Here is a 19,455-nt window from a genome sequence, read left to right as displayed (position 1 = left end):
CGCGGGTCCGGACTTACCCGGACCCGCGCGTCGCGCCCTATTCGAAGCCGTTGGCGAAGATCCCTTCGCTCGGTGTGACGGTCCCCGAAGGCGCCGATGCCGGGCTGTTGCCGATGCCATTGGTCGCGATGACCGTGCAGGTGACCGGCACGCCGTTGGTCAATCCGGAGACCACGATGGGCGAACCCGCGCCCGATTGGCTCTGCGCGCCGCAGGTGGCGGTGTAGCCGGTGATCGCGCTGCCGCCATTGCTGGCCGGTGGCGAGAACGCCACGGTGACCTGGCCGCTGCCCGCGCTCGCGACCACGGCCGTCGGCGCGCCCGGCACGGTGGCCGGGGTCACCGTGTTGGACGGCGCCGATGCTGTGCCGTTGCCGACGCCATTGGTGGCGAACACGGTGCAGGTCACTGGCGTGCCGTTGGCCAGGCCGGTGACCACGATGGGCGAACTCGGGCCGGTGAAGGTGGCGCTGCCGGTGCACTGGGCGGTGTAGCTCGTGATCGGGCTGCCGTTGGCGTTCGGGAAGCTGAAGGCAACACTGACCTGCGCATTGCCGGCGGTGGCGATCACATTGGTCGGTGCCCCGGGAGCGCCGGCCGGCGTGACCGTGTTGGAAGCGGTCGACGGCAAGCTGGGGCCGAAGCCGTTGGTGGCGACCACCGTGCAGCTGACCGGCACCCCGTTGGTCAGGCCGAGGACTACCACCGGCGAAGTGACGCCCATGCCGCTCTGCGCGCCGCAGGTCGCGGTGTAGTTGAGGATCGCGCTGCCCCCGTCATTCTGCGGCGCTGCGAATGCGACGACCACCTGGCCATCGCCACGCGTCGCGACCACGGCAGTGGGCGCATCCGGCACCGTCGGTGCCGGCGTCACCGGGTTCGATGCGGTCGACGGCACGCTGTTGCCAACCGCGTTGGTCGCGATCACCGTGCAGCTCACCTGCACGCCATTGGTCAGGCCGGTCACCGTGATCGGCGAAGCCGGGCCGCTCTGGCTCTGGCCGCCGCAGGTGGCGGTGTAGCTGGTGATCGTGCTGCCACCGTTGTTGACCGGCGGCGTGAAGCTCACGGTCACACGCTGGTGGCCGGCAACCGCCACCGGGCCGGTCGGCGCGTCGGGAACGGTCGCCGGGGCGCAGTTGTTCTGCCACAGGCAGGCCGCCCATTCGGGGTGGTCGATGAAGGGGTTACGGTTGCCCTGGAAGTTCTGCACCAGCGAATTGCGCAGGATTTCGCCTTCGTCTGGCGGATCGGCAAAATGCCACTGCAGCAGGGTGTCGAGGATGCCCATGTAGCCCTGCGCCGCCACCAAGCCGCTCGCGGTGATTTGGATTTGCGAACGATTGTTCGTGACGATCAGGTCGGGCTCTGGCTGGCCATTTGCATGACTGCCGCCCTCGTAGCGAACATCCATATAGAGAATTGCTCGGGCCATATCGCCTTTCCGATGGCCCCACACCTCGTAGGTGCCAGTGTTGCCATCCGGCGACTGGACCCAATTGGAGTTGCCGGGGTAGACGCCTGTGCCGCCGCCGAAGCCGTTGTTGTCGTCCGTGGGGTTTTCGCCACAACCGGCGTTGCAATTGTCAAAGGGCTTGTTACCGCGGTTCTGGTTGTAGTCGGAGGCCGAGGCATAGAGCATGTGGCCGTCCACATAGGGAGAGTACGGATTATTGTTGCCATCGACGCCCTGCAAGTCATTGAAACCGAGCGAGTTTGGCCAAGTGTGTTCGCGGTTGTAGGTCGTTGCTCCAGTATTACCGGAACGGTCGGTGATTTTGGCGTAGCTGCGATTGCGATAAACGTCGAGGATGCGTGCTGAGTTGTTTGGATCCTGCTCCGCGGCTTCGAGGATGTCCCAGACATCGCATTCGGCGGTGCTCGGGCTCGAGAGGTTGCAGTTGTTCGTGCCTATCGAGTAGCGATACGCCACGTGGTCATCTATCAGCGCATGCAGCGTGGTGCGCAGCGTGGCCGCCGTGCTGGCGTCGATGCTGGCGTAGTAGTCGCCCGCGCCTTCAGCAGTGGTGAAGGTCCACACGTAGTTCGAGGTCAGCGGATCGGGCGTGCCGTCCTGATCCAGGACCAGCGCGGCCGTCAGCGTCACGCTGCAGGACTCGAGCGCGTCGAAGTCCGGGGCCGGGTTGATGGTGTAGGTGGTCGGGCCGCCGCTGACCACGCCGGTGTGCGCGCAGGAGACCGCGCAATTGATCGAGTACCAGCTGCCACTGACGCTGACCGGTTCGCTGAAGTTGACGATCAGGTTGGCACCGATCGGCACGCTCGCGGCGCTGTTCGCCGGCGAGGTGCTGGCCACCGTGGGCGGGTTGTCGACTGCCACGGTGAAGGTCCATTGGTAATTGACCGCCATGGGCGTCGGCGTGCCGTCCAGGTCGACCACGCTCGCGGCAGTGATGCTCGCGGTGCACAGTTCTCCCGATGCAAGATTGTCATCCGGATTCAGAGTGCGGCTCGCGCCGCTGCCAGACTCGGTCACGGTGACGCTGCCGCTGGTCGCGCAGTTCAGTGCGAACCAGCCGCCGCCCGTGGTGACCGGCTCGCTGAAGTCGACCGAAAGGTTGCTGGTCGGACTCACGCCGCTGGCGCCGTTCGCCGGTGAATTGCCGGTGACCGTCGGCGCGACATCCGGTGCCACGGTGAAGGTCCATTGGTAGTTGGCCGCCATCGCATCCGGCGTGCCGTCCTCGTCGAGGACCTGGGTGCCGGTGATCGTCGCCGTGCACAGCTCACTCGGCGTCAGCAGGGGCGCGGGATCCAGCGTGCGCGCATTGCCGCTGCCGGACTCGGACACGCTCACCGTGCCGCTGGTGGCGCAGTTGAGCGTGAACCAGCTGGCGTTGGTGGTCACCGCCTCGCTGAACTGCACGCTCAAGTTGGCGCCGGCAGCGATGCCGGTGGCGCCATTCGTGGGGACGGTGGACGCGACGGTGGGCGGGTTGTCCGCGCAGTTTCCGGTGACCTGGATGTCGTCGATGCCGATCATGGCGTCGGAGCCGGTCGCATCGGTCGTGATCCACCGCAACTGCACCTGGGCTTCGTTTTCGAGACCTGCAGCGAGGGTCGCGGAGCCTGCGGTCGTCGCCCCATTATTGGCGTTCGCGACGAACGTGCCGACCACCACTGCGAAATTGCCGCTCTCGCCGACGCGCGACTGGAGGACAACAGGCTGGATGGCGGTGGAAACCGTGTCGATATCGCGAAGCGTGTAACTGACGCCGATGTTGCTGCACCCGGAGGTGTTCACTCGCAACAGCAGGAAGGGAGCATCTGCGGTTCCGCTTCCTTGAAATGCGACGGTGGGATTCCCGGCGATCACCGCGCCCCCGTCCACCTCATATACGCCGCCAGAAGAGGCATTGGATGGATCGCTGTTGTTTGCGTTGACATCCAGAGTGCCAGTCCCAAACGCCAGAACAGTGCTGGGGTCGGTTCCGACGGGACGCGAGAAGCCGTCGCCAAGATGGCCTTCGAGACTGGTGACGCCGCTCCAGTCGTCATTGGTAACGATCAGGCCCGTGTTCGTCCAGTTCTGCTGGAAACTGCCGTTGGCGAGCGGGTGATAGGTTGCATCGGCGCGCACGCCGGACGCGGCCAGCGCCAGTGCGGCGGCCAGGATCAATCGGGAAACGGTCATTTGGGACGCCATCGGCCACGCAACGGGGGCGGGGATTCTAGGTGTTTTCATGTTTCATTCATCTCCGCCAACTGTGACGGAATGATTTGCCCGCCGCCGGACCCAGCACTCGAGGGATCAAGCACATCCCCCGTCCGTGGAGAGAAGGATTCGGTGGCGACAGAGCCACCGTCCAACGCGGAGACGCGCAGGCCGCGGAGAAACACATCGCTTCTCTCTGCGTTCCTTTGCGCCCTTTGCGTCTTTGCGTTGAACGGATCTTTCGGCGCCCGGACGTCAATGCCGCGCGCGCAGGCGGAAGCGTTCGCGGTAGTCGGCCGGGGTCAGAGTGGTGGCGCGCTTGAACAGTTTGCGGAAGCTCGACACATCCGAATAGCCGCAGCGTTCGACCACCTCGTCGAAACTGAGGTGGGTGGTTTCCAGCAGCGCCTTGGCCCGCTCCACGCGCAGGCGCTGGATGTGTTCCAGCGGGCTGACGCCGTAGTGTTCCTTGAAGTGGCGCAGCAGGCTGCGCTCGCTGGTGCCGCAGTGCTCGGCCAGCGCGGCCACGCTGACCTCGCTGTCGATGGCGGTGCGCAGGTATTTCTCGGCCTTCTCGGCGAGCGAGGTGCGTGGTCGTTCCATCAGTGCCAGGCTGATGTAGGGCGCCTGGCTCTGGCGCTCGGCGTCGAAGGCGAGCATGTGGCCGACCTGCTGCGCGAGGTCCTCGCCGGCGACTTCCGCGACCAGCCGCATCACCAGGTTGAGCACCGCGGTGGCGGCGCCAGTGGTGATCACGCCGCCGTCGTCTACGATCATCTGGTCGGTGTCGAGTTGCACCCGCGGAAAGGCTTTGCGGAAGGTCGCGCCGAGCCACCAGCTGGTGGTCGCGCGGCGCCCATCGAGCAAGCCGCTCTTGGCCAGCAACAAGGTGCCGCTGCACGAGCCCGCCACGCGCACGCCGGCCGCATGCAGCCGGCGCAGGTATTCCGCCTCGACATCGAACTCGCCCGCTCGCGCACAGAGCCCGGAAGCATCGTCGGCGAGGATGCCGGGCGCCAGCACCACGTCGAAGTTCATCGACGCCGGCCGGATCCCGTCCAGGACCAGCCCGGTGCTGGTGCGGATCTGGGTCTGCCCGCGCGCGCTGACCACCTCGGTGACGAAACGCGGCGACAGGCTGGGCTTGCGCAGCTGCGCCACCTTCTCGGCGACGCGCAGCGCATCGATCGGGCTGGCAACGCTCGACAGCATGCAGCCGTCGAGCGCCAGGATGCCGAGGCGGAGCAGGGGGGATTCGGTGGCGGGCATTTGGGGCTCCCGATGTCGGAACAGCAAAAGCGGGGCAGGGGTCAGGGGGCAGGGGGACTTGCTTGGGGCGCAGGCGTTGCCTGAGGCGGGGCGGGGCGGGGCTCTGGAACAACAAACCCGGCGCACTGTCCGACTGTGCCCCAGGGCAGGTCCCCCGCCCCCTGCCCCTTCCCCCGCTCTCAAGCCCTCAGCGATCCACCATCACCGCGCCAGTATGCTCTGCCAGCCAGTCGACCAGCTGGGACGGTGCGCGCAGTGCATTGGGCTGGGCGCCGGCGGCTTCGCAGGCGACGAGCTGCACGCGGCCCTTGTGGCCAGGGGGCAGCGCGGTGCCGGACGGCGCCTGCAGCTCCAGGTTGCCGTGGCGGTCGCGGTTGAGCAGCCACACACCCTGCGGCAGGTAGACCTGCTGGCGGCAGCGGCTCAGCACCTCGCTGTCGGCAGCGTCGAGCGGCGACAGTTGCCAGCGCCCGGCGGTCTGGTTCAGCTTGGCCGAGTACTGGCTGCCAGCGATGAACTGCGGGCCGGCATCCTCAATGTCCTGGGCGATCGCCTGCGAGCCAAAGGCGATCAGCGTGGCGGCAATGATCGTACGGACGTTCATGGTGTTGCTCCTTTGCTGTGCAACCGGACGATTGCCCGGGGTGGGTGCAGATTGCACCGCTGACCGATCGGTCGGGAGTGGCGGAAACGAAGCATTTGGGGCGAAATCAGACAGGCTATTGGTGAGTAGTGAGTGGTGAGTGGTGAGTAAGGGCCGCAGGAAGGTGACTCCAACGCAACTCCGGCTTCTACTCACCACTCACCACTCACCACTCACCACTCACCACTCACCACTCACCCCGCCATGCTGACCATCCTTCGCCTCGGCACCCCGCGCCTTCCGTGCGAAGGCCTGCGCATCGGCACCGTGCGGCGACCGCCGCGGGGCGTGCCCAAGAGCGAATTCGCCAGGCAGGACTGGTACGACGTCTGGTACCCGAACCTCGCGCCGAGCGTCGAGACCATGAAGCTGGGACAGGAGGCCGAAACGCCAGCCAAGTGGGCGGCCTTCGAGCGCGCCTTCCGCCGCGAGATGGCGCAGCCGGACGCGGCGCGCACGCTGGACTTGCTTGCGGCGCTGTCCCACCAGGCCAGCTTCTCGCTCGGGTGCTATTGCGAGGACGAAGCGCGCTGCCATCGCTCGCTGCTGCGCGCGCTACTGGCAGAGCGCGGTGCGTTGATCGCCGGCACGTCCTGAATCGGCGTAGCCCGGAGTGCCGCGCAGCGGTTCTCCGGGTACTTGCGGCAAGCACCCGGTGAGCCCGTGGTTCGCGCACACCTGGCTACGCGGCGCGCCTCAGCCCCCCAGCTTGCGCTGCTGCTCGCGCAGTCCGCCCAGTGTCGTCGAAAATTCGGCGATGCGCTGCTTCTCCTGCTCGACCACCGCTGCCGGCGCATTGGCGACGAAGCTGGCGTTGCCGAGCTTGGCCTCGCACTTCCTGATCTCACCCTCCAGCCGGGCGATTTCCTTGGCCAGGCGCTTGAGCTCGGCTTCGACATCGATCAGGCCGAGCAGCGGGATCAGCAGCTTCAGCTCGCCGACGACCGCCGCGGCCGCGGCCGGCGCGTCCTCGCCGGGCGCCAACCAGCGCATGGCTGCCGGATCGATGCGCGCGAGGAAGGCGATCTGCGAGGCGAAGCGTGCGTGGCGCTCACGGTCCTGCGCGTCGCCGCCTTCCAGCACCAGCGGCACCAGCCTTGCCGGGTTGATGTTCATCTCGCTGCGGATGCGGCGGATGCCGGAGAGCACCGCCTTCAGCCACTCGATGTCCGCCGCCGCGGCCTCGTCGCAGGCGAAATCCGTCGCCTGCGGCAGGGCCTGCGTCGCGATCGATCCGCGCTTGCCGAGCATCGGCGCCAGCTGCTGCCAGATCTCCTCGGTGATGAACGGGATGATCGGGTGCAGCAGGCGCAGCACCGCGTCCAGCACCGTCAGCAGGGTGCGCTGGGTCGCGGCCTTCGCGGCCACGTCATCGCCCAGCATCGCCGGCTTGGACAGCTCCAGGTACCAGTCGCAGTACTCGTTCCAGACGAAATCGTAAAGCGCCTGCGCGGCCAGGTCGAATCGGTAGGCCGCGATCTGCGCGTGGTACTCCGCGGTCGCCCGCGAGAGCGCAGTCAGGATCCAGCGGTCGGCGGCCGAGGCCGGCAGCGCGGCCGCACCGACCGCAGGGCCGATGAGCCCGGCGTCCGCTGCACGCTGTTCGATCGCCTGGATATGGGACTCCAGTTTCGCAAGTGGTTCTTCGATCGCCGGGATCGCGTTCTCCGTTTCAACTTTTGCTTTTTCCTGCTGCTGGAGCAGCACGAATCGCGCCGCGTTCCACAGCTTGTTGCAGAAGTTCTTGTAGCCCTCGCAGCGCTTCAGGTCGAAGTTGATGGTGCGCCCGTGGGTGGCCAGCGCCGCGAAAGTGAAGCGCAGCGCGTCGGCGCCCACCGCGGTGATCCCGGCCGGGTACTCCTTGCGGATGCGCTTCTCGACCTTCTCGCGGACCTGTGGGATCAGCAGGCTCGCGGTCGACTTCTTCACCAGGTCTTCCAGTTCGATGCCGTCGATCAGGTCCAGCGGGTCGATGGTGTTGCCCTTGGACTTGCTCATCTTCTGGCCTTCGGCATCGCGCACGATGGCATTGATGTAGACCGTGCGGAAGGGCACCCGATCCTTCAGTTCCACGAAGCGCGGCTCATAGCTGCCATCCGCGCGGCGGCCGACGAAATAGGTCGTCGCCATCACCATCCGCGCGACCCAGAAGAAGATGATGTCGAAGCCGGTGACGAGGACGGAGGAGGGGAGGAAGCGTTGGTCGGTGGGCCAGGAGGCCTGGGGAACAGCAGCGGGGCATGGGGCAGGGGGCAGGGGGCCAGCCCTGTCGCACGAGTTGACCGCAACGTCGTTCGTCACTCCGCGAAGAGGCTCCGGTTGGGCGGCAGGGCAGTCCCCCTGCCCCTTGCCCCCTTCCCCCGCCTCTCCCGGCCACCCCAGCGTCGAAAACGGCCACAGCGCCGACGAGAACCACGTATCCAGCACGTCCTCGTCCTGCCGCAGGGCGCCGACCGGCGGCGTGCTGGCGTGCGCGCGCGCGTCGGCTTCGTCTTCGCCGACGAAGATGTTGCCGGCCTCGTCGAACCAGGCCGGGATGCGGTGGCCCCACCACAGCTGGCGCGAGACGCACCAGTCCTGGATGTTGGTCAGCCATTGCACATAGGTGGTCTTCCAGTTTTCGGGGACGAACTGGATGTGGCCCTCGGTCACCGCGGCCAGCGCCGGGTCGGTGATCGCGCGCTTGCCGCCGGGGCGGCCGTCGGGCAGTTCGTCGCGGGTCAGGTCGAGGAACCACTGGTCGGTCAGCATCGGCTCGATCACCGCCTCGGAGCGCTGGCTGATCGGCAGCGACAGCTTGTGCGGCTTGGTGTCGACCAGCAGGCCCTGTGCTTCCAGGTCGGCCAGCACCTGCTTGCGCGCGGCGAAGCGGTCCATGCCCTGGTAGGCGGCCGGCGCGTTGTCGTTGACCTTGGCGTCCAGGGTGAAGATGTTGATTGGCGCCAGGCCATGCCGCTGGCCCATCTGCCAGTCGTTGAAATCGTGCGCCGGGGTGATCTTGACGCAGCCGGTGCCGAACTCGCGGTCGACGTATTCGTCGGCGATCACCGGGATCAGCCGGTCGGTCAGCGGGAGTTTCAGCGCCTGGCCGATCAGCGCCTGGTACCGCTCATCTTCCGGATGCACCGCGACGGCGACGTCGCCGAGCAGGGTCTCCGGGCGCGTGGTGGCCACCACCACGCCTTCGCCACCATCGGCCGCCGGATAGCGGATCGACCACAGGTGGCCGTCCTTGTCGACGTTCTCCACTTCCAGGTCCGACACCGCGGTGCCGAGCACCGGATCCCAGTGCACCAGGCGCTTGCCGCGGTACAACAGGCCGTCGCGATACCACTGCACGAACACCCGGCGCACCGCGGCGGACAGGCCTTCGTCCATCGTGAAGCGCTCGCGGGTCCAGTCGCAGGAGGCGCCGAGGCGGCGCATCTGGCGCGTGATCGTGGAGCCGGATTCCTCCTTCCACGCCCACACTTTCTCGATGAAGCCCTCGCGCCCGAGGTCGTGCTTGCTCTTGCCCTGCGCCGCGAGCTGGTTCTCGACGATCTTCTGGGTGGCGATGCCGGCGTGGTCGGTGCCGCACTGCCACAGCGTGTCCTTGCCACCCATGCGCTGGTAGCGGATCAAGAGGTCCATGATGGTCTGCTGGAAGGCATGGCCCATGTGCAGCGTGCCGGTGACATTCGGCGGCGGCAGCTGGATGCAGTAGGGCTCGCCCTGGCCGGATGGCGCGAAGTAACCGGAGGCTTCCCACTGCGGATACCAGCGGGCCTCGATGGCCTTGGGGTCGAAGCTCTTGTCCATGACAGTCACACGCGATCGAAAGTGAACGCGGGAGGATACGGCGCCCGACTCGAGCTAGACAGTCGCCTTCAGCACGCGCGCCTGGCCGGCGCTGGCTGCGTCCGCTTTTCCCGCCCGGAAGCGTTGTATCCGCGGCACGACCCAGGAACGACCCGATGATCCCCGCCAGCCGACGATTGCTCGCCTCCCTGATGGGGTCCAGCATTTACCTCACAACCAGCGCCCTGTGCCTTGCCTGCGTGTTCGATGGCGACGTGCTCGACCGCGATGCCTCGCTGGGGGTGATCGGCCTGACCGTGGCACAGCTGCCGATCGCCGTCCTCCAGTACTTCTACGCCCAGAGCCTGCGCGCGGGCCGCACCCCGCGCGAGCGGGTGCGCCACTTCGGCCGCCAGGGCGCCCTGATCCTGATCCTCGTGGCCATGACCGGTGGGCCGTACCTGACCATCCCGGACGCCGCACTCGGGGTGCTGTGGGCGCTTTTCGGTGTGGTGACCAGCCTGTTCGCAGCGGGCGGCGACGTCGAACTGGAAGCGCACAGGGCGTCCGCGCTGGCGGAGGATGCTTTCACCCTGTTCTGGATGGTGGCGCGCCTGGGCGTGGGCATCGGCATCGCTATCGTGTTCGTTGCGGCATACAACAAGGTGCAGGAGATGCCGCCGCTACGCCTGTTCGCGCTGGCGCCGGCGGTCTACTTCGGCCTGCTGGCGGCCAGCGTCTTCAACGCCCACAGCGAGCGCTTCGCGCAGCAGCCCCTGCCCTTGTGCCAGCGGCCGGGAATGCGCTGGCTGGTGAACCTGGGGACCCGCAAGCCGCGCGAACCCGGCCGGCGAAAGCGCGGCCGGATCCGGTTCTGAGCCCTCAGGCCGCCCGCTCGGGCTTGGCCGGGATCAGCAGCGAGGCGACCATGGAGCCCGCCACCAGCACGAACACCGCGCCCAGCGAGACCACGATCGGGATCTTGTAGAAGTCCATGATCAGCATCTTGATGCCGATGAAAGACAGCACGGCGGCCAGGCCATAGTTGAGGAAATGGAAGCGGTCGGCCATGTCGGCGAGCATGAAGTACATCGCGCGCAGGCCGAGGATCGCGAACACATTGCTGGTCAGCACGATGAACGGGTCGCTGGTGATCGCGAAGATCGCCGGGATCGAATCGACCGCGAAGATCACGTCGGTGACGCCGATCATCAGGATCACCAGCAGCAGCGGGGTGGCGTAGCGTACGCCGTCGCGCAGAGTCAGCAGCTTCTCGCCATCGAACTCGGTGGTGATCTTCATGTGCTTGCGCACCCAGCGGATCACCGGGTTCTGTTCCAGGTCCGGCTTCTCGTCCGCGACCAGCGCCATCTTGACGCCGGTGATCAGCAGGAAGGCGCCGAAGACGTAGAAGATCCAGTGGAACTTGGCGATCAGGAAGGCGCCGAGCAGGATCATCAGCGCGCGCAGCACGATGGCGCAGATCACGCCGAAGATCAGCGCGCGCTTCTGGTACTCGAGCGGCACCGCGAAGAAGTTGAAGATCATCAGGAACACGAAGATGTTGTCGACCGCCAGCGATTTCTCGACCAGATAACCGGTCAGGAATTCCAGGCCCTTCGTGTTGGCCAACTCACGCCCGCCGACCGAATCGACATACCACCAGAGCGCCGCATTGAAGGCCAGCGCCAGGCCGATCCAGACCAGCGACCACTGCAGCGCCTCGCGGAAAGAGACCTTGTGCGCGCCCTGCTGGCGCATGACCAGCAGGTCGATGATGAGTGCGACGATCACCAGGACGGTGAAGCCCGCCCACATCCACCAGGTACCGATCGTTTCCATGCAGCCCCGCCCGTGCATTGATGCATCCGCACCCGGACGAGGACCCCCCTCGACCTGCAACGGCGAATGGGCCGGTCAGCAGCCGGCCCATGCGCACGCGGTGCGGTCGAGGTCTTGCTTGCGCATCTGGCGATGCGCCGAGTGGCCGGCGTGCGGTTGCACGCGTGATGACGACCAGTTCGCGAAAAGCTACTCCCCTCTACATCACGAAGTGTGGCGGTCGGGCCGCGCGGATGCAAGCGGGCGTATGTCAAGGGCATGTCGTCATCGCGGCTGCCATTGTGCCTTGTGGCCAAACGAAACGACGAATGCGGGACGCGGCTGCGCTGCTCAGCCGCCAGGCGGCCCAACGATCATATGCCAGATCCACATCATGGCAGCGAAGCTCGCGACCACCAGCACCGCCAGCAGCGGGAACAGCACCACGGTCAGGAACAGGAAGGAGCGCAGTTCGCGCCGCTGGCGGCTCTGCTCGGTGTCGCTGGCGTCGGACATGGGCAACTCCGCGGACCGGGCGATGCGTCGCGGCCGGACGAATCGTGTGGCCGGGATGGTAGACGGCGCGCAATGCACCAGCAACGCACGCTTGCGGCGCCGATGGACGGCGCGGGCACCCGGGGAACTCAGGCGGAGCCGCGCACCTGCGCGATCGCCGCGACGCGCTCCTGCCGCAGCGCCTCACCGAGCGCGGGACCGCTGAGCCCGCGCTCGACCAACGCCGCGGCATTGACCGAACGAGCGGCGGCGAGCGCAGCGAGCAAGGCCTGACCCTGCGGATACGGGCGATCCGACAGCCCCAGGCGGCCGCGGTGGTCGGCCTCGCAGGCGAGCGCGAAGCGGCGCACGCGCTCGGGTTTGCGCAAGCCGTCGAGGCGCTCGATCAGCTTCATCAGGGTGGTCGGCCGCAGTTCGTCCAATCGGTGCATCGCCAGGTGGTGTTCGCACACCAGCAGGCCCAGGTCGCGGTGCTCGGCGGGCACCTTCAGGCGTGTCGCCAGTTCCTGCGCAGGCGCCAGGCCGCGGTGTTCGTGGGCAACATGTCGCGGCCATTCCTCGCGCGGCGTCAGCGCCTTGCCGAGGTCGTGCACCAAGGCTGCCCAGGCGACAAGGTCGTCGCCCGGCGCCACCCGTGGGCACTGGTCGAGGACCATTTCGAGGTGGATCCCGGTGTCGATCTCCGGGTGGAACTCGGCGCGCTGCGGCACGCCGTACAGCGCATCGATCTCCGGGAACAGCCGTGCGAGCGCGCCGCACTCGCGCAGCGTGGCCAGGAAGGCGCTCGGCTGCGCCTCGGTGAGCCCGTGGCGCAGTTCCTGCCAGACGCGCTCGGGCACCAGGTGGTCGATCTCGCCATTGACCACCATCGCGCGCATCAGTTCGCGGGTCTCCGGCGCCAGGCGGAATCCGAGCGGGGTTAAGCGCGCGAGAAAGCGCGCCGCGCGCAGCACCCGCACCGGGTCCTCGACGAAGGCGTCCGAGACATGCCGCAGCAGCCGCCGCTCCAGGTCGCCGCGACCGTCGAAAGGATCAACCAGGCGTCCGTCGGCGTCCTGCGCGATCGCATTGATCGTGAAGTCGCGCCGGCGCAGGTCGTCTTCCAGCGTCACCTCGGCGCCGGTGTGGAAGGTGAAGCCCGCATAGCCGCGCCCGCTCTTGCGCTCGGTGCGTGCCAGCGCGTACTCCTCCTGCGTGACCGGGTGCAGGAACACCGGGAAATCCGCGCCGACCGGGCGGAAACCGGCTGCGACCATGGCCTCCGGCGTGCTGCCGACGACCACATGGTCGCGATCGCCCGCGGCGCGCCCGAGCAGGCGGTCGCGCACCGCGCCGCCGACCAGGTACACCTGCATGCCGTGGGTATGGGGGTCGCTCAAGGCCTTCGTCCGCCGGCTACAATCCAGCCGGGACTCTACGCGAGTGGATGACGGATGCGACTTCGCTGGTGCTGCGCATGCCTGCTGCTGGCGCTGGATGCCAGCGCCGCCGATGGCCGCTTGCGCGGCAGCGGCGGCCTCGTGTCGCTGGAGGGCGCGGCGGGCGGCGGTCTGGTGCCGTGGGCGACGATCGCCGGCCACAGCGAGGGGCGCGAGTGGGACCTGTCGGCCGCCGGCAGCGTCATCGATACCGGCGATTTCGACGTGCGCGCGGCCGCGGTTGCACTCGGCTGGCGCAACCGGCTGGAGCTGTCGTTCGCGCGGATGTCGCTGGGCCTCGATGGCCTGGTCGAACGTGGGCTGTGGCCGGATGCGCGGCTGGATACCGATGTGATCGGCGCGAAGCTCCGTCTCGCGGGCGACCTGGTCTACGGGAATGCGCCGCAGCTGGCTCTGGGCGTGCAATGGAAGCGCTCGCGGGACGCCGACCTGGTCGATCTCGCCTCGGCCGAGGACGACCGCGGGCTGGATGTGTACCTTGCGGCGAGCAAGTTGTGGATCGATGGCATCGGCAGCCGGCGCACGCTTGCCAGCCTGACGCTGCGCTCGACCGAAGCGCACCAGCTGGGCCTGGCCGGCTTCAGCGATGAGCGGAGTTGGACGCTCGAGGGCAGCCTTGCGGTGTTCCTGAGCGCCGATTGGCTGGTCGGCGCCGAGTACCGCGCCAAGCCCGATCGCCTGGAGTTCGCGCGCGAGGACGACTGGCGCGATGTGTTCGTCGCCTGGATTCCGTCGAAACACTTCCAGTTGGCGCTCGCGCACGTCGACCTGGGCTCGGTCGGCGGCCTGCCCGGGCAGCGCGGCTACTACCTCAGCCTGCAGGGATCCGCGCCATGAGGCGCTGGCTGGCGGGTCTGCTCGCATTGCTGCTGGCCGCCTGCGCGAGCATGCCGAAGACTTCGCTCTACGACGCCCTCGGTGGCCAGGACGGCGTCACCACGCTGGTCGACGCGATCATCGTCGAGGTCAAGGCCGATCCGCGCATCGGCGAGCTGTTCGCGCAGACCGAGACCGAGTACTTCCGCGAGCGCCTGATCGAGCAGGTCTGCATGGTCGCCGACGGACCCTGCGAGTACACCGGATTGCCGATGGAAGATGCGCACAGCGGGATGGACATCAGCGAGCGCGAGTTCAACTGGTTCGTCGAGGACGTGGAGCGCGCGATGCAGCGCGCCGGGATCGCGCTGCCGGTGCAGAACCGGCTGCTTGCGCGGCTGGCGCAGATGCGCGCCGAGGTCATCCGCCAGTAGCTAGCCCCAGCCAACGAGACATCGCGTCCAGTGCGGCGTCCAGGCCGTTGGCCAGCCCGAGCGCGCTGGCGCGCCGGCGCAGCCGCGCCCGCTCCGCCGCATCCCGCCACAGCCGCGATGCAGCGTCGGCGAGCGCGGTCACGGTCGCATCGCTGGCAACGACGGCTTCGCGCGCCGCCAGCAGTCGCAGTCGCTTGCCCTGGTCGCCCGCGAGCGGCACGGCGATGCACGGTGCGCCGCAGGACAGCGCCTGGAGCAGCAGGCTGCCGGCCGCGAGCACGGCCATCTCGCAGCCCTGGAGCAAGGCCATCAGCGCGGCATTGTCCAGCGGGCCTAGCGTCAGGGTCGATCCGTCGATCTCTGCCGAACCGGGCGCGTGATCGGCGCGCACGCAGACCGCGCGCAAGCCGCTGCGTATGGCTGCCTGGGTGTAGGCCGCCGGCGATGCCAGGCCATCGACCTGGCCGCCGCCACCGCCCGGGCAGAACACGGCGTATGGACCCGTAGTGACGAAATCGCGCACGGCCGGTGGCAGTCGCGTGGCATCCGCGGTCTCGTGCAGGCTGCCGAAGGCGCGCCAACGCAGTGCCGGGCGCAGTCGCAGCATCAGCTGCTGCAGCAGGTTCGGCAGGCGCCCGTCCGGATCGAATTCGACCGACCAGTGCTCGTCGATGCGCGCGAACGCGCCCGGCCGGAATCCGCGCCGGCGTGCCGACGGCCGCGAACTGAGGTAAACCACACCGGCGCCGACCGCGGTTGCGGCGGCCAGCTGTGCCGGCCGTGCGGTGCTGTCGAACAGCGTCAGTGCCGGGCGCCGGGCGGCGATCAGCGCGGCGACCTCGCGTGTGCATCGAGTGGGCGAAGCGGGCAGCGGCAGGTATTCGATGTCGTGGTCGCGGCAGCCCGCCAGCGAACTGGCAGCCGCAGCGATGGCAATCGGCATGCGCGGCCAGCGGATGCGCGCGCTGCGTGCCAGCAGTCGCGCGCGTTGCAACTCGCCGCTGCCGTCGCCGCCGGACACCGGAACCAGCAGGAGTCCGCCGCTCGCCGGTTCAGCCGGCCTCATCGGCCAGGCGCAGGAAGACGTCGATCACGTCCTGACCCGTGAGTCCCGGCGCCGGTCCGCCGGGGAAGCGTTCGCGCATGCGCTCGCTCTGCCAGCGTACTTTCGGTGCATTGTTGCTCTTGCCGCTGCCGAACACTTCCAGGCCCAGCGGCGAAACGAAGCGGTGCAACTCGAAGAAATAGCGTTCCTGGCCGGAGGTCAGGAAATCGAACACCGGCAGCGCCGACTCGGTGGCGTCCAGCGCACGCCCGGCGCGCTTCTCGCGCTCCTGAACCAGGCGCACGGCGCTGCCGGCGAAGGAGGCGAAAGGCTCGCCGACATTCGCGGTGTCGAGATCCGCCGCGATCAGCATCAGGCGTGCGCGCCTGGCGGTCTGTGCGTCGAATGCCTCCGCGGAGCGTCCCTCGGCCAGCTCGGTCACCAGTTTGGGCGCAAGCGAGCCGCCCGAGGAGGCGACCTCCGCGGTATTGAAAGGATTCGGCGCCGCCGGGCGCGCATCGAAGGTGGACCCGGCGATCATCAGGCCGAGCCGCAGGTAGAACTCGGCGTCGCGATCGCGCGAGAAACCCACCTGGTCGAGCAGGCGAAAGGTCTCCGCGATGCTGGCGCGCTCATTGGCGCCGATGTCGTGCCAGAAATCCGCGGCTTCGCGCTGGCGTAGGTCATGGCAGGTAGAGAACAGCGCCAGCAGCAGCCAGTCGTCGTATTCGAGCGCGTGCCAGCCCAATTGCAGGCGGACTCGCGCAAGCCGTCCGTTGAGCAGCTCGAGCGAGTGCATCTCGTTGTGGTACTCGTGGAGATCGTTGCCCCAGCTGCCGTGGCGCGTCGCCATCCGCGCAAAGCTCACCGCCAGCGCATCCTGCACGCGCTGCAGCAGCGGCTGGTGTTCCGCGCCGAAGGCATCGAGGTAGCCCTGGCCGATCTCGGACATGATCGCGAACAGGTCCGGCCGGCGTACGCGCAGCAAGGATGCCGCGTGCGAAACCGTGCGCACGCGCGACTCGCTGGCGTCCGCCGGAAACTTCCGGTCCAGATCGAGCAGGGCGGTGACCAGTTCCACGGGCATGCGGCAGCGGTCGGCATCGGTGGTGGCGACGTGGTGAGTATACGGGTGCTGGCACGAGGGCACGAGGGCACGAGGGAACGTCAGGACACGAAGCAGCATCAGACTGCGCTTCTGATCGATGGAACAAGGTTGAAGATCGACACGATAACTTGCGTTGCATCGCCGGAATGCGAGCCTTCTCGTGCCCTCCTGCCCTCCTGCCCTCCTGCCCTCCTGCCCTCCTGCCCTCCTGCCCTCCTGCCCTCCTGCCCTCCTGCCCTCCTGCCCTCCTGCCCTCGTTCCCTCGTGCCCTCGTCACAACCACCCACGCTCCGCAAACGACAAGCTGTCCGCATCGCCGACGATCACATGGTCGAGCAGGCGGATCTCCACCAGGGCCAGCGCCTGACGCAAACGCTCGGTGAGTTCGCGGTCGGCGTGGCTGGGCTCGGCGATTCCCGACGGATGATTGTGCGCGACCACCAGGGCCGCGGCGCCCAGTTTGAGCGCGCGCTTGACCACCACGCCGACGTAGACCGCCGCGCCGGTCAGGCTGCCGTGGAACAGGTCCTCGACGCCGATCACCTGGTGGCGCGCATCGAGGAACATCGCGCAGAAGACCTCGTGCTCGGCGTCGCGCAGGCGGGCGCGGAAGGCACGCTGCACGTCCGCGGGTTCGGCGATGGCGGCCCCGCGGCGCAGGGTGGCAGCCTGTGCGCGTCGCCCGAGCTCCGCGCTGGCCTGCAGCACGGCCCAGCGCGCCGCGCCGATGCCAAGCCCCTGCGGCAGGTCGTCGCGGTTGCGATCGAGCACGCCGCGCAAGTCGCCGCAGGCAACCAGCAGCAGCCGTGCCACCTCCACCGCGCTGCGGCCGCGGGTGCCGCTGCCGATCAGCAGGGCCAGCAGCTCAGCGTCGCTCAGGCGCGCCGCGCCGTGCTCCAGCAGCCGCTCGCGCGGGCGCTCCGCCTCCGGCCACTGATGGATCGGGTGGTGCTCGCTCATGCTTCAGGCGCTCCGGGATGGATGCGCCGCAGCATCCGGCCGACCCCGGTCCCGGCCCAATCGGATGGAGCGGATTTTCCGGTAGTCTTTTGACGTCAGTTGCGTGCGAATTTTCCTACCGTGTCCGATCTTTCCTCGATGCGCCTGCTGCTCGGCGTCGGTGCCGGCATCGCCGCCTACAAGTCGGCCGAACTGGTCCGGCGCGCGCGCGAACGCGGGGCCGACGTGCAGGTGGTGATGACCGAGTCAGCGCAGCATTTCGTCGGCGCCGCCACCTTCCAGGCGCTGTCCGGCCGCCCGGTCAGAACCACCTTGTGGGATCCGGCCGCGGAAGCAGCGATGGGCCATATCGAACTGGCGCGCTGGGCGACCCAGATCCTGATCGCGCCGGCCACCGCCGACCTGATCGCAAGGCTGCGAGGCGGTGTTGCGGACGACCTGCTGACCACGCTTTGCCTGGCCAGCGCGGCGCCGCTGGCGCTGGCCCCGGCGATGAATGCGCAAATGTGGGCGCATCCGGCGCTGCAGGAGAATGTGTCCGTGCTCGCGGCCCGCGGTGTGCGCATGCTGGGGCCGGCCAGCGGTAGTCAGGCCTGCGGCGAGGTCGGTGCGGGGCGCATGTGGGAACCCGGCGACATCCTCGACGCGCTGGCACTGCCGGCGAGCCGGTTGCTGGCCGGGCGTCGCGTGGTGGTCAGCGCCGGGCCGACCTTTGAGGACCTCGATCCGGTGCGATTCATCGGCAACCGCAGCTCCGGCAAGATGGGATTTGCCATTGCCGCGGCCGCCGCCGCAGCGGGGGCGGCGGTGCAGCTGATCGCCGGGCCGGTCCAGCTCGGCACCCCGCCGGGCTGCCAGCGCACCGATGTGCGCAGCGCACTGCAGATGCGCGAGGCCGTGCTGGCCCAGGCGGCGGGCGCCGACGCCTACATCGGCGCCGCCGCGGTGGCCGACTACCGCCCGGCGCAGGCCGCAGAGCACAAGATCAAGAAGGGCGCTGACACCGTGTGCCTGGAACTGGTGCGCAATCCGGACATCATCGCCGAGCTGGCCGCCGGGCCGCGCCCGCGCCTGGTGGTCGGTTTCGCCGCCGAGACCCGCGATGTACTGGCCTATGCGCAGGCAAAACTGAAGGCCAAGGGGCTCGACCTGATTGTCGCCAACCGGGTCGGCCCGGATGCCGCCTTCGACCGCGACGACAATGCCCTGACGCTGATCTCGGCGGACGGCGCCAGCGAGCTGGGCCGCGGCAGCAAGCGGGCGCTCGCTGCGCGTCTGGTGGAACTGATCGCCGCGCGCCTGGCAGGTGCGGCGTGAGCCGCCCGCACGTGCTCGATCTGGACGTGCGCATCCTGGATGCGCGCATCGGCTCGGTGTGGCCGCTGCCCGAGTACGCCACGCCGGGTTCCGCCGGTCTCGATTTGCGCGCTTGCATCGATGCGCCGCTCGAGCTTTCGCCGGGCCAGGAGCAGCTGATCTCCAGCGGCCTTGCGATTCACATCGCGGATCCGAACGTCGCCGCGCTGGTGCTGCCGCGCTCGGGCCTGGGTGCGCGTCACGGCATCGTCCTCGGCAACCTGGTCGGGTTGATCGACTCCGACTACCAGGGCCCGTTGATGGTCAGTTGCTGGAACCGCTCGGCCAAGGCATACACGATCCAGCCGGGCGACCGTATTGCGCAGCTGATCCTGGTGCCTGTGCTGCATGCGCGCCTGCAAGTGGTGGACAGCTTCGAAGCGAGCGAGCGTGGCAGCGGCGGCTTTGGACATAGCGGCCGTGCCTAGGCGAGACTAGACGCCTCGCCGCCGACGGCCTTGGGCCAGCGGAGGCTGGATGCCCGTCCGGTGATCTCCGGTCGGGGCCGGTGGAATGATCCGACTGCAGACGGGTACAGGCGTGCAATCTTTACGTGATCTGTTGTCCAGGGGAAAGCCGGGTGCCGGGCAGG

Annotated in this window: 16 protein-coding genes and 1 pseudogene; 6 read left to right on the top strand and 11 right to left on the bottom strand. The window is 68.2% G+C overall.

Annotation, left to right across the window (positions count from 1 at the left end):
- Positions 1 to 37: 37 nt before the first annotated feature.
- From IPK27_15840 to IPK27_15830, 3 genes are all read right to left on the bottom strand, one after another.
- Positions 38 to 3,655, bottom strand: a complete 3,618-nt coding sequence (locus IPK27_15840) for an Ig-like domain-containing protein (protein ID MBK8069033.1) — start codon at positions 3,653 to 3,655, stop codon at positions 38 to 40.
- A gap of 276 nt (positions 3,656 to 3,931) precedes the next feature.
- Positions 3,932 to 4,945: a helix-turn-helix domain-containing protein gene (locus tag IPK27_15835; GenBank protein MBK8069032.1), complete on the bottom strand. Its 1,014-nt coding sequence runs from the start codon at positions 4,943 to 4,945 to the stop codon at positions 3,932 to 3,934.
- Positions 4,946 to 5,132: 187 nt separating this feature from the next.
- On the bottom strand, positions 5,133 to 5,549 hold the full coding sequence (locus IPK27_15830; GenBank protein MBK8069031.1) for a hypothetical protein: 417 nt from the start codon (positions 5,547 to 5,549) through the stop codon (positions 5,133 to 5,135).
- A 243-nt stretch (positions 5,550 to 5,792) separates the two neighbouring features.
- Here IPK27_15830 and IPK27_15825 point away from each other — a divergent pair, with 243 nt between their 5' ends.
- Positions 5,793 to 6,185 carry a DUF488 family protein gene (locus IPK27_15825; GenBank protein MBK8069030.1) on the top strand — a complete coding sequence of 131 codons (393 nt, stop codon included), beginning with the start codon at positions 5,793 to 5,795 and terminating at the stop codon, positions 6,183 to 6,185.
- A 99-nt stretch (positions 6,186 to 6,284) separates the two neighbouring features.
- Here the strand turns inward: IPK27_15825 and IPK27_15820 are convergent, their stop codons facing one another.
- Together IPK27_15820 and IPK27_15815 are read right to left on the bottom strand one after the other, a co-directional pair.
- Entirely contained in the window at positions 6,285 to 7,388 is a 1,104-nt protein-coding gene (locus IPK27_15820; GenBank protein ID MBK8069029.1) for a class I tRNA ligase family protein, read from the bottom strand.
- A 564-nt stretch (positions 7,389 to 7,952) separates the two neighbouring features.
- Positions 7,953 to 9,389 (bottom strand): annotated as a pseudogene (locus tag IPK27_15815) (valine--tRNA ligase).
- A gap of 191 nt (positions 9,390 to 9,580) precedes the next feature.
- Here IPK27_15815 and IPK27_15810 point away from each other — a divergent pair.
- Entirely contained in the window at positions 9,581 to 10,246 is a 666-nt protein-coding gene (locus IPK27_15810; GenBank protein MBK8069028.1) for a hypothetical protein, read from the top strand.
- A gap of 4 nt (positions 10,247 to 10,250) precedes the next feature.
- Here IPK27_15810 and IPK27_15805 read toward each other — a convergent pair whose 3' ends face one another.
- The 3 genes from IPK27_15805 to IPK27_15795 all read right to left on the bottom strand — a co-directional run bounded on the left by IPK27_15805 (position 10,251) and on the right by IPK27_15795 (position 13,060).
- Positions 10,251 to 11,210: a TerC family protein gene (locus IPK27_15805; protein ID MBK8069027.1), complete on the bottom strand. Its 960-nt coding sequence runs from the start codon at positions 11,208 to 11,210 to the stop codon at positions 10,251 to 10,253.
- Positions 11,211 to 11,540: 330 nt separating this feature from the next.
- Positions 11,541 to 11,705 carry a periplasmic nitrate reductase, NapE protein gene (locus IPK27_15800; protein ID MBK8069026.1) on the bottom strand — a complete coding sequence of 55 codons (165 nt, stop codon included), beginning with the start codon at positions 11,703 to 11,705 and terminating at the stop codon, positions 11,541 to 11,543.
- Between the two features lie 128 nt (positions 11,706 to 11,833).
- A complete protein-coding gene (locus IPK27_15795) occupies positions 11,834 to 13,060 on the bottom strand; it encodes a multifunctional CCA addition/repair protein (protein MBK8069025.1) in 1,227 nt (408 codons plus the stop codon).
- 78 nt (positions 13,061 to 13,138) lie between these two features.
- On the opposite strand from IPK27_15795, the gene IPK27_15790 reads away from it, so the two are divergent.
- Together IPK27_15790 and IPK27_15785 are read left to right on the top strand one after the other, a co-directional pair.
- Positions 13,139 to 13,981 carry a DUF3034 family protein gene (locus tag IPK27_15790; GenBank protein MBK8069024.1) on the top strand — a complete coding sequence of 281 codons (843 nt, stop codon included), beginning with the start codon at positions 13,139 to 13,141 and terminating at the stop codon, positions 13,979 to 13,981.
- On the top strand, positions 13,978 to 14,394 hold the full coding sequence (locus IPK27_15785) for a group 1 truncated hemoglobin (GenBank protein MBK8069023.1): 417 nt from the start codon (positions 13,978 to 13,980) through the stop codon (positions 14,392 to 14,394). Before IPK27_15790 ends, IPK27_15785 begins: the two co-directional genes overlap by 4 nt.
- Here the strand turns inward: IPK27_15785 and IPK27_15780 are convergent.
- From IPK27_15780 to radC, 3 genes are all read right to left on the bottom strand, one after another.
- A complete protein-coding gene (locus IPK27_15780) occupies positions 14,381 to 15,460 on the bottom strand; it encodes a hypothetical protein (protein MBK8069022.1) in 1,080 nt (359 codons plus the stop codon). The two genes, IPK27_15785 and IPK27_15780, sit on opposite strands and share 14 nt — an antisense overlap.
- Entirely contained in the window at positions 15,447 to 16,589 is a 1,143-nt protein-coding gene (locus IPK27_15775; GenBank protein MBK8069021.1) for a hypothetical protein, read from the bottom strand. The genes IPK27_15780 and IPK27_15775 overlap by 14 nt, the downstream gene beginning before the upstream one ends.
- Before the next feature lie 231 nt (positions 16,590 to 16,820).
- Entirely contained in the window at positions 16,821 to 17,507 is a 687-nt protein-coding gene (radC, locus tag IPK27_15770; GenBank protein MBK8069020.1) for a DNA repair protein RadC, read from the bottom strand.
- 138 nt (positions 17,508 to 17,645) lie between these two features.
- On the opposite strand from radC, the gene coaBC reads away from it, so the two are divergent.
- Together coaBC and dut are read left to right on the top strand one after the other, a co-directional pair.
- Positions 17,646 to 18,824, top strand: coding sequence for a bifunctional phosphopantothenoylcysteine decarboxylase/phosphopantothenate--cysteine ligase CoaBC (gene coaBC / locus IPK27_15765; protein ID MBK8069019.1), 1,179 nt, complete (start codon positions 17,646 to 17,648; stop codon positions 18,822 to 18,824).
- Between the two features lie 11 nt (positions 18,825 to 18,835).
- The gene (dut, locus tag IPK27_15760; protein ID MBK8069018.1) at positions 18,836 to 19,291 is read left to right on the top strand and encodes a dUTP diphosphatase; all 456 of its coding nucleotides are present in this window, start codon (positions 18,836 to 18,838) and stop codon (positions 19,289 to 19,291) included.
- Positions 19,292 to 19,455: the final 164 nt, after the last annotated feature.

Source organism: Rhodanobacteraceae bacterium (genome assembly GCA_016713135.1).
In the GTDB taxonomy this organism is placed as follows: domain Bacteria; phylum Pseudomonadota; class Gammaproteobacteria; order Xanthomonadales; family SZUA-5; genus JADKFD01.
The sequence above is the reverse complement of the archived record's forward strand: the minus strand, read 5'-3'. Positions and strand labels throughout refer to the sequence as shown.

Bases quoted from the DNA above. Each gene is read 5' to 3' on its own strand.
- IPK27_15780 (MBK8069022.1), bottom strand. From the start codon at position 15,460: ATGAGGCCGGCTGAACCGGCGAGCGGCGGACTCCTGCTGGTTCCGGTG.
- IPK27_15800 (MBK8069026.1), bottom strand. From the start codon at position 11,705: ATGTCCGACGCCAGCGACACCGAGCAGAGCCGCCAGCGGCGCGAACTG.
- IPK27_15785 (MBK8069023.1), top strand. From the start codon at position 13,978: ATGAGGCGCTGGCTGGCGGGTCTGCTCGCATTGCTGCTGGCCGCCTGC.
- IPK27_15840 (MBK8069033.1), bottom strand. From the start codon at position 3,655: ATGACCGTTTCCCGATTGATCCTGGCCGCCGCACTGGCGCTGGCCGCG.
- IPK27_15805 (MBK8069027.1), bottom strand. From the start codon at position 11,210: ATGGAAACGATCGGTACCTGGTGGATGTGGGCGGGCTTCACCGTCCTG.
- IPK27_15825 (MBK8069030.1), top strand. From the start codon at position 5,793: ATGCTGACCATCCTTCGCCTCGGCACCCCGCGCCTTCCGTGCGAAGGC.
- IPK27_15835 (MBK8069032.1), bottom strand. From the start codon at position 4,945: ATGCCCGCCACCGAATCCCCCCTGCTCCGCCTCGGCATCCTGGCGCTC.
- IPK27_15795 (MBK8069025.1), bottom strand. From the start codon at position 13,060: ATGCAGGTGTACCTGGTCGGCGGCGCGGTGCGCGACCGCCTGCTCGGG.
- coaBC (MBK8069019.1), top strand. From the start codon at position 17,646: ATGCGCCTGCTGCTCGGCGTCGGTGCCGGCATCGCCGCCTACAAGTCG.
- IPK27_15830 (MBK8069031.1), bottom strand. From the start codon at position 5,549: ATGAACGTCCGTACGATCATTGCCGCCACGCTGATCGCCTTTGGCTCG.
- radC (MBK8069020.1), bottom strand. From the start codon at position 17,507: ATGAGCGAGCACCACCCGATCCATCAGTGGCCGGAGGCGGAGCGCCCG.
- IPK27_15810 (MBK8069028.1), top strand. From the start codon at position 9,581: ATGGGGTCCAGCATTTACCTCACAACCAGCGCCCTGTGCCTTGCCTGC.
- IPK27_15790 (MBK8069024.1), top strand. From the start codon at position 13,139: ATGCGACTTCGCTGGTGCTGCGCATGCCTGCTGCTGGCGCTGGATGCC.